This window comes from Gloeocapsopsis crepidinum LEGE 06123 (assembly GCF_015207655.1).
GTDB lineage: Bacteria > Cyanobacteriota > Cyanobacteriia > Cyanobacteriales > Chroococcidiopsidaceae > Gloeocapsopsis > Gloeocapsopsis crepidinum.
The window spans coordinates 38,901-45,142 of sequence record NZ_JADEWN010000052.1 but is presented as its reverse complement, the minus strand read 5'-3'; the positions used below and the strand labels follow the sequence as shown (position 1 = coordinate 45,142).

Below are 6,242 nucleotides of genomic sequence, written 5' to 3'. Positions count from 1 at the left end.
AATTTCTCTACAAATCAAGTTTTCTGAATTACTCTCTGCCACAAAAGCGAATTTCCGCTTCTGCTGTCACTTTCTTACACTACTTATTCATGTATTAGTGGTTTTCCTGATAGGTGCAAGATGTGAGACTACCTGCAAGCCTGTTTCAGTTGCTTCCACACGCACATTCGTAATTTGCACTATCGATGCTTCGATTTGCGCGAGCCACTCGGCAACGGTTGTCGCGGGTTGGTTTCCAGTAAGCTGAGGTAAAGAAGATACCCGTTCTTTTGTGTTAACGTTCTCTGACGCATAAACTGCTGAAGTTAGCAATAGGGTAAAGGCGATCGCTCCCATTTCCGCTACGCCTTGAATTAGCCATAGAAATCTGCCCTGCAAACCCATACTAACCATGCCCCATACCAAAAGAGAATCTTTATCAACAAACCTAGATTGCAAGATTACAGGATTTGTATGAGAACCGCCACACGGTAGAACGCCAATTTTTTATCCCCAAAGCGTCATTGAGTGAGTTAATTTATGACAACTCTTTAATTACAATGCATTAACTTTCCCCATCTGACATTGTTTTGGTGTCATACCAAACTTACGCTTGAATGCCTCGGTGAAATGTCCCAAGTGAGAATAGCCTACCGCATGAGCTACTTCCGAGACTCGCATTTCTCGGCTTCGTAAAAGCTGTTCTGCTTGCTCCATGCGAAGATTGTGCAGGTAGCCAAACACTGTTGTACCGAATAGTTCGCCAAATCCACGCTGGAGGGTGCGATCGCTTACCCCTACTTGCTGTGCCAACTCCGATAGCGATGGCGGGTTCTCAAATTGTATCGTCAAAATTTCTTTAGCGTATTGCAAACGCGCGATTGTCTCAGGCTTTAGCTTTGGTAAGTTACGCAGCTTTTGCTCGGCTGCAATCAAGTCGAGATGCATTGCTAATAACTCAAGCACCTTTCCCTGAAGATACATCCGTCTTGCCACACCTCGATAGGGTACATTCCATAACTGTTGCGCCACTGATCGCATTTTCAAAGTTACTGTTGGATAAAGCGATGTTTTCCAGTCATCCCCTTTAAACAGTAGTTTCCGAATGCCACAATCGTATTGCTTATCCTCTTGTAAAAACGAGTCCAGCCATTCTGGCTCAATGTCTACACCTATAGTGATTAAACGCTCTCCGCATCGGTACTTTTCAACATACGCTGGTGAAATTCCGCTACCGGAAAAATAGCCACACATCCCGCCCAAATTTGGATGAACTGCCTCGAAGTAGATAAATCCTGAAAGATTAATCCAAATTTGGATATCATGCTCGTGAACAGGTGCTTTCACCATCAAGTCCTGATAGTATTCGCAATCATAGAAATTCACCCACAGCCCTGGTGATAGCTCTATTCTGTGATTGTAGCCGCGACCTATGTACTCAGGTACGCCTGTAATGTGCTCCACATCATCAAGTACTAGATTGTCAAGTTGAAGTCTGGGAGCCTGCTGTTGCAATTCATCCCAGTCTGCTTGGTTGAGGATGAGTGTCATGATGGAGCTAAAGTGCTAAGTCAATAAATTAACACTAGATGAGAATTATTTTAATTAACTCTATCACACTCTTGCTTGCCAACCACAGAAATTGTGCAAGGTCAATGTAGCCACGCCACAAGCGATCGCCGTTTTAGCAATACGTATTATGACCTAAGTTTCTATTTCATACAAATTGATAATTGCTGCTTGGTTTTTAATATTATTTGCAGGCTTTGTATACCACCATGCCCACGTAATTAAAACGGCTTGAAAAGGCAACCTCACAACTTGAAACCAAGGTGAATCAGGAATGCCATCAATATGAATATGATTTACAGCCATATTAATATTAGCAGGAAACACTGCAATAAAAAGTGCGATTAGTCCCCAAGCAGCAGCACGACTAACTGTAGGAACAAGTAATCCAAATCCTCCTAAAATTTCAAAAACACCACTAAGATAAACCAACTCTAAAGGATACGATAAAAAAGAAGGTACAATGCTGACAAATGTTTCAGGTACGGCAAAGTGAAGCATACCAACTACAACAATCGAAGCTGCAAGAATGACGCGTAAAAGTTCTTTGTTTTTAGAAATTATCTTAAGCATAAAACGATTTATCTTAAAAAAAATGCTTAGCTTGCTAATAAATTAAATATACATTTTTATTCATATATATTAACAAAAAAAAAGTATTTTGAGTAAATTAACTTAATTATCAAAGCAGAAAAAATACCTTGCTCTGTAACTAAGTTATAGTAGCAAAAATAACAAAGTAATAATTAAATCAACTGTTTAAATGGCTACAACTAATTTACCTCATCATTTACTCTCGAACTGACCTTGAGTAAGATTTGATCGCTACTATCGAGTGGATTGTAAAAAAATGAACCAGTTTGAGGTGGTAGTGTCGGATCAAACACAATTTCTGACAAACTCTTAACCACACCAGTAAGAGGAATTGCTAAAATTACTCCTAAGAATCCACCAAATTGTGCCCCTAATAGTAAAGATACAAAAATAATTACTGGAGATAAACCTGTCAGGTTTCCCATAATTCGGGGAGCAACTAAATTATCTTTGATTTGTTGCAACGCCACTGCTGTTGCTAAAACTTGCAATGCCAGCAACCAGTCAATAAATGCCACAACGATTGTTACCGTTGCAATTCCTAAAGTAGCCCCAATAAAGGGGATGACTTCCATAAAACCAATAAAAACAGCAAATAAAAGAAAGAATGGTACGTGCAACGCCCAAAAAGCAGGTGTAAGCGTCGCTGCCATAAATAAACCTAACAACAATTGACCAGAAACAAATCTCTGGAGGTTACGCTGAAGTGATTCTGTCAGTTTTTCACGAATTGTTGGTGCAAAAATGCGCGTTAACCCTTGCCACAATCGCTCTCCGTCAATGAGCATATAAAATGAGATCACTAAAACAAAAATCAGGTCTAATACCCAGTTAAAAGTTCCTAGTACTAAACCAAAACCTTTAGTGGCGATCGCCTCACTTAAAGTTTGTGCCCGTGCAAGCAACTGTGATGCCAAGATCCGAACATCAAACGGTAAGTTGTGTTCTACACTCCAAGTTTGAAACATTGTCAACTGCTGTTGTGCAGAGCCTACCAGCGATGGTAAATTTACGACTAACTGCCGTGCTTGATTGAATACTGGTGGTACTAATGTCACAGCAGTAAGAACGACAACGACTCCAGCTAATAAGTAAACCAGAACTGCGGCAATACTTCGAGGTAAAAACGATTGCAAGGCTGCAACCGCATAATTGAGTAAAAATGCAATCAACCCAGCAGTAATCAAAATGCTGAGTAGTTCTCCGATATATCTTAAGGCATTTAGCGTTACCCAACCTGTGATTAAAATCAGCAACCAGGTAATCAAAAATTGTTGCAGTGGCGAAAAGACACGATTCATTACTAAAGCTGTGTTCACAAGCTACTTTCCAAAATGTAGCAGTAAATAAACACTATAGTCAGCGCAAGTAGGCGGGCGGAATGATTGAGCGCATATTTTATACTGATTAATGGTTAATAGCTGCTTAACTGACTATTGACCGATCGTAGCCCTTAAGTTACATTTATTTTCACCCACTTACTTAGCAACAACGCTTGTTGAATTGAGCTGTTGGCTGATCTCATTACCAATTGCTAAATGCTCGTCGTTTTGCTAAGTTTTGTTTACAAGTGTTGTGGTTTCAATCCACTGCAGGATTTAGAGACTCTATTACGACGGCGTCGTACTATTCGTGTTATTGGCTTTGATGATGCACCGTTTTCCCGCCTGAACAAAAGCGGAAAAGTCTGTATTGCTGGTGTAGTTTGTGCAGATACTCGGTTTGAAGGTATGGTTTGGGGAGAAGTGCAGCAAGATGGCTTGGATGCGACGGAAATCATTTGTCAATTGCTATTAGGAAAAAAGTTTTTACCGCAATTGCACATTTTGCTGCTTGACGGTATCGCTTTTGGTGGATTTAATATTATTGATTTACCCTTGCTTTCGCAAACGCTTTTGCTTCCATGTGTTACTGTCATGCGACGCTTACCTAATCTTCAAGCAATGCAAGAAGCAATACAGCAGCTACCGCAATCTACCCAAAGATTACAGACACTACAACATGCTGGTACGATTTATCAGTATCCACCTTTTTTCTTTCAGGTATCTGGTGTGAGTCCAGAAGTAACGTTTGCTGTACTACAACGCTTGACAGATCGTGGTAAAGTCCCTGAGGCATTGCGTCTAGCACATCTCATTGGCGCTGCTGTAGTCAAAGGAGAAAGCGGAAAATCGGCTTAAGCTTGATTTGGAAGGTTTTCCTACAGATTATCTAATTGCTAGAACTGTTATTGAGGTGCGCCAAACGCGTTTGATTTGTAATGAAATCAGAAGCCGTTAATGTATTTGTTTATGGAACACTAAAGCCTGGAGAGATCAATTATCAACGGTATTGTGCAGATAAGGTCTTGACAGTGAAACGGGCGATCGCATTTGGTCAGCTTTATCATCTTCCTTTCGGTTATCCTGCTATGACTCTTGGCAGCGATTGCGTTAAAGGTTTTGTCCTTTCGTTCCCTAATGTAGAAGTTTTAAATTATCTTGATTTACTAGAGGATTATCATCCTAGGCGACCTATTGAGGAGAATGAGTACTATCGCCAGCAAATAGATACTTATAATTTAGACTTAACTTCTCTTAGCTCTGCTTGGGTTTACTTGATGACACCAAAACAAGTTAATACATTTGGTGGTCGGCGGCTACCTGATGGTTGGTGGAGTGGTTGTTTGCCATAATTCAACCACTCTTACTATTTGCTTACCTTATTCATGTCGGTAGTCGGCTTGATTAACAAAGTGCGGTTCCGGAGCCACTACTGCTGCTTTGGGAATTTCAATAACTGGACTATTCACCGCAACCATCAAAGTTTCGCTAACTTCAGGTACTGGTTGCAGCCCAGCGATTTGAAGCGAAGGACGACCAGTAAATATACCCGATAAAGCGCCGACAAACATTGCAGCAACCGCTGTTCCTCCCCAAATCGCTACCCGCCGCGATCTTCGCTGTTCAATTCGAGTAAAGACTTGCTGGACAGTTTGTTCTACAGGTTGTTGTGGTGGTATTGGTAGGGTTCTTATACCTTGACGTAGCTTGAGTAATCTAGCGTACAAACGCTGAATTTCCGCATCATTTGCTAGCCATTCTTCGACTTGCTGCCGTTCTGCTGCCGTTACCTCACCATCGAGAAAAGCACTTAATAACTCGAAGCGATCGCGCTGACATCTATCCATAGCACCCATTGGTTGATTAGTATAACCAGTGTGTATTGCTTGCATACCCCTGTTGCGGGGTTGCTTACGTGGCAACTTTACCTCAGACGTCATTTTAACACTACTACCAAATGTGATTAGGGGAACACACTAAATATTCACGCCAGCTAACTGCTGCTTTTATTAATCTTCAAAGACACTGATATTTTGGGAATCTCCTTTAAGACATAATCCTCCTCTATTTTTTTACCTGTCTTCATAAAGTCAAGGATTGCTAACCATCTAAGTACTGTTGGAGCTGTGATTGTAGTCTAGAGCGTGCTCGCGCAATTCGAGACTTCACAGTGCCCAAAGAAACACCAGTAATCTCGGCAATGTCTTCGTAAGCCATACCTTCAATTTCTCGCAAGACGATTGTGGTGCGAAAGACTTCTGGTAAGTCCGCGATCGCTTCTTTGAGTTGTTCGTAGAACTCTCGTGTTGTTAATTCCTCATCAGGACTGGGGTGATCTCCTGCTATTTCCCAATCCATATCTCCATCTTCCACAGTACGAGGTGCATCCAATGACAACGGGCTAGCATTCCGCTTGCGTTTCCGTAGCTCGTCATAGAAGAGGTTTGTAGCAATCCGACTCAGCCAGCCGCGAAATTTAACTGGGTCGTTTAAGCGCTTGATGTTGCGATAAACACGAATCCAAACTTCTTGGGCTAAATCTGCGCGATCTTGCCAGTCGGGAGCCAGATGATATAGAACTTTATCGACATGGGACTGATACCGACGCAGCAATTCAGCAAATGCATTCCGTTCTGGGCGTAACCCAGCTTGACAACGCAAAATTAAGTCGTAGTTAGATAAGTTATCGATTTGCACTGGTGTTTGAGGAATATTTGCCTCAACAGATGACCAGCTTACAGGAATTGATTGACTCATAAAAGCCACTGGCTCAACACA

The 6,242-nt window shown here is 41.5% G+C and carries 8 protein-coding genes; 2 read left to right on the top strand and 6 right to left on the bottom strand.

The genetic code is table 11. The features are described 5' to 3' along the window. Positions 1 to 87: 87 nt before the first annotated feature. The 4 genes from IQ230_RS18745 to IQ230_RS18730 all read right to left on the bottom strand — a co-directional run bounded on the left by IQ230_RS18745 (position 88) and on the right by IQ230_RS18730 (position 3,461). Positions 88 to 438 (bottom strand): hypothetical protein, encoded by a 351-nt coding sequence (locus IQ230_RS18745; RefSeq protein ID WP_228055125.1) that lies wholly within the window; start codon positions 436 to 438, stop codon positions 88 to 90. Positions 439 to 534: 96 nt separating this feature from the next. Then, on the bottom strand, positions 535 to 1,530 hold the full coding sequence (locus IQ230_RS18740) for a helix-turn-helix transcriptional regulator (RefSeq protein WP_193933778.1): 996 nt from the start codon (positions 1,528 to 1,530) through the stop codon (positions 535 to 537). Positions 1,531 to 1,683: 153 nt separating this feature from the next. Next, a complete protein-coding gene (locus IQ230_RS18735) occupies positions 1,684 to 2,121 on the bottom strand; it encodes a DoxX family protein (protein ID WP_193933777.1) in 438 nt (145 codons plus the stop codon). 200 nt (positions 2,122 to 2,321) lie between these two features. Next, positions 2,322 to 3,461 carry an AI-2E family transporter gene (locus IQ230_RS18730; protein ID WP_322742479.1) on the bottom strand — a complete coding sequence of 380 codons (1,140 nt, stop codon included), beginning with the start codon at positions 3,459 to 3,461 and terminating at the stop codon, positions 2,322 to 2,324. A 219-nt stretch (positions 3,462 to 3,680) separates the two neighbouring features. On the opposite strand from IQ230_RS18730, the gene IQ230_RS18725 reads away from it, so the two are divergent. Together IQ230_RS18725 and IQ230_RS18720 are read left to right on the top strand one after the other, a co-directional pair. Continuing rightward, on the top strand, positions 3,681 to 4,322 hold the full coding sequence (locus IQ230_RS18725) for an endonuclease dU (protein ID WP_193933776.1): 642 nt from the start codon (positions 3,681 to 3,683) through the stop codon (positions 4,320 to 4,322). Positions 4,323 to 4,402: 80 nt separating this feature from the next. After that, positions 4,403 to 4,816, top strand: coding sequence for a gamma-glutamylcyclotransferase family protein (locus IQ230_RS18720; RefSeq protein WP_193933775.1), 414 nt, complete (start codon positions 4,403 to 4,405; stop codon positions 4,814 to 4,816). A 27-nt stretch (positions 4,817 to 4,843) separates the two neighbouring features. Here IQ230_RS18720 and IQ230_RS18715 read toward each other — a convergent pair whose 3' ends face one another. Both IQ230_RS18715 and IQ230_RS18710 read right to left on the bottom strand, forming a co-directional pair. Continuing rightward, complete coding sequence (locus IQ230_RS18715; protein ID WP_193933774.1) at positions 4,844 to 5,404, bottom strand: anti-sigma factor family protein; 561 nt, start codon at positions 5,402 to 5,404, stop codon at positions 4,844 to 4,846. Between the two features lie 160 nt (positions 5,405 to 5,564). Beyond that, positions 5,565 to 6,221, bottom strand: coding sequence for a sigma-70 family RNA polymerase sigma factor (locus IQ230_RS18710; RefSeq protein WP_193933780.1), 657 nt, complete (start codon positions 6,219 to 6,221; stop codon positions 5,565 to 5,567). Between the last annotated feature and the right edge of the window lie 21 nt (positions 6,222 to 6,242).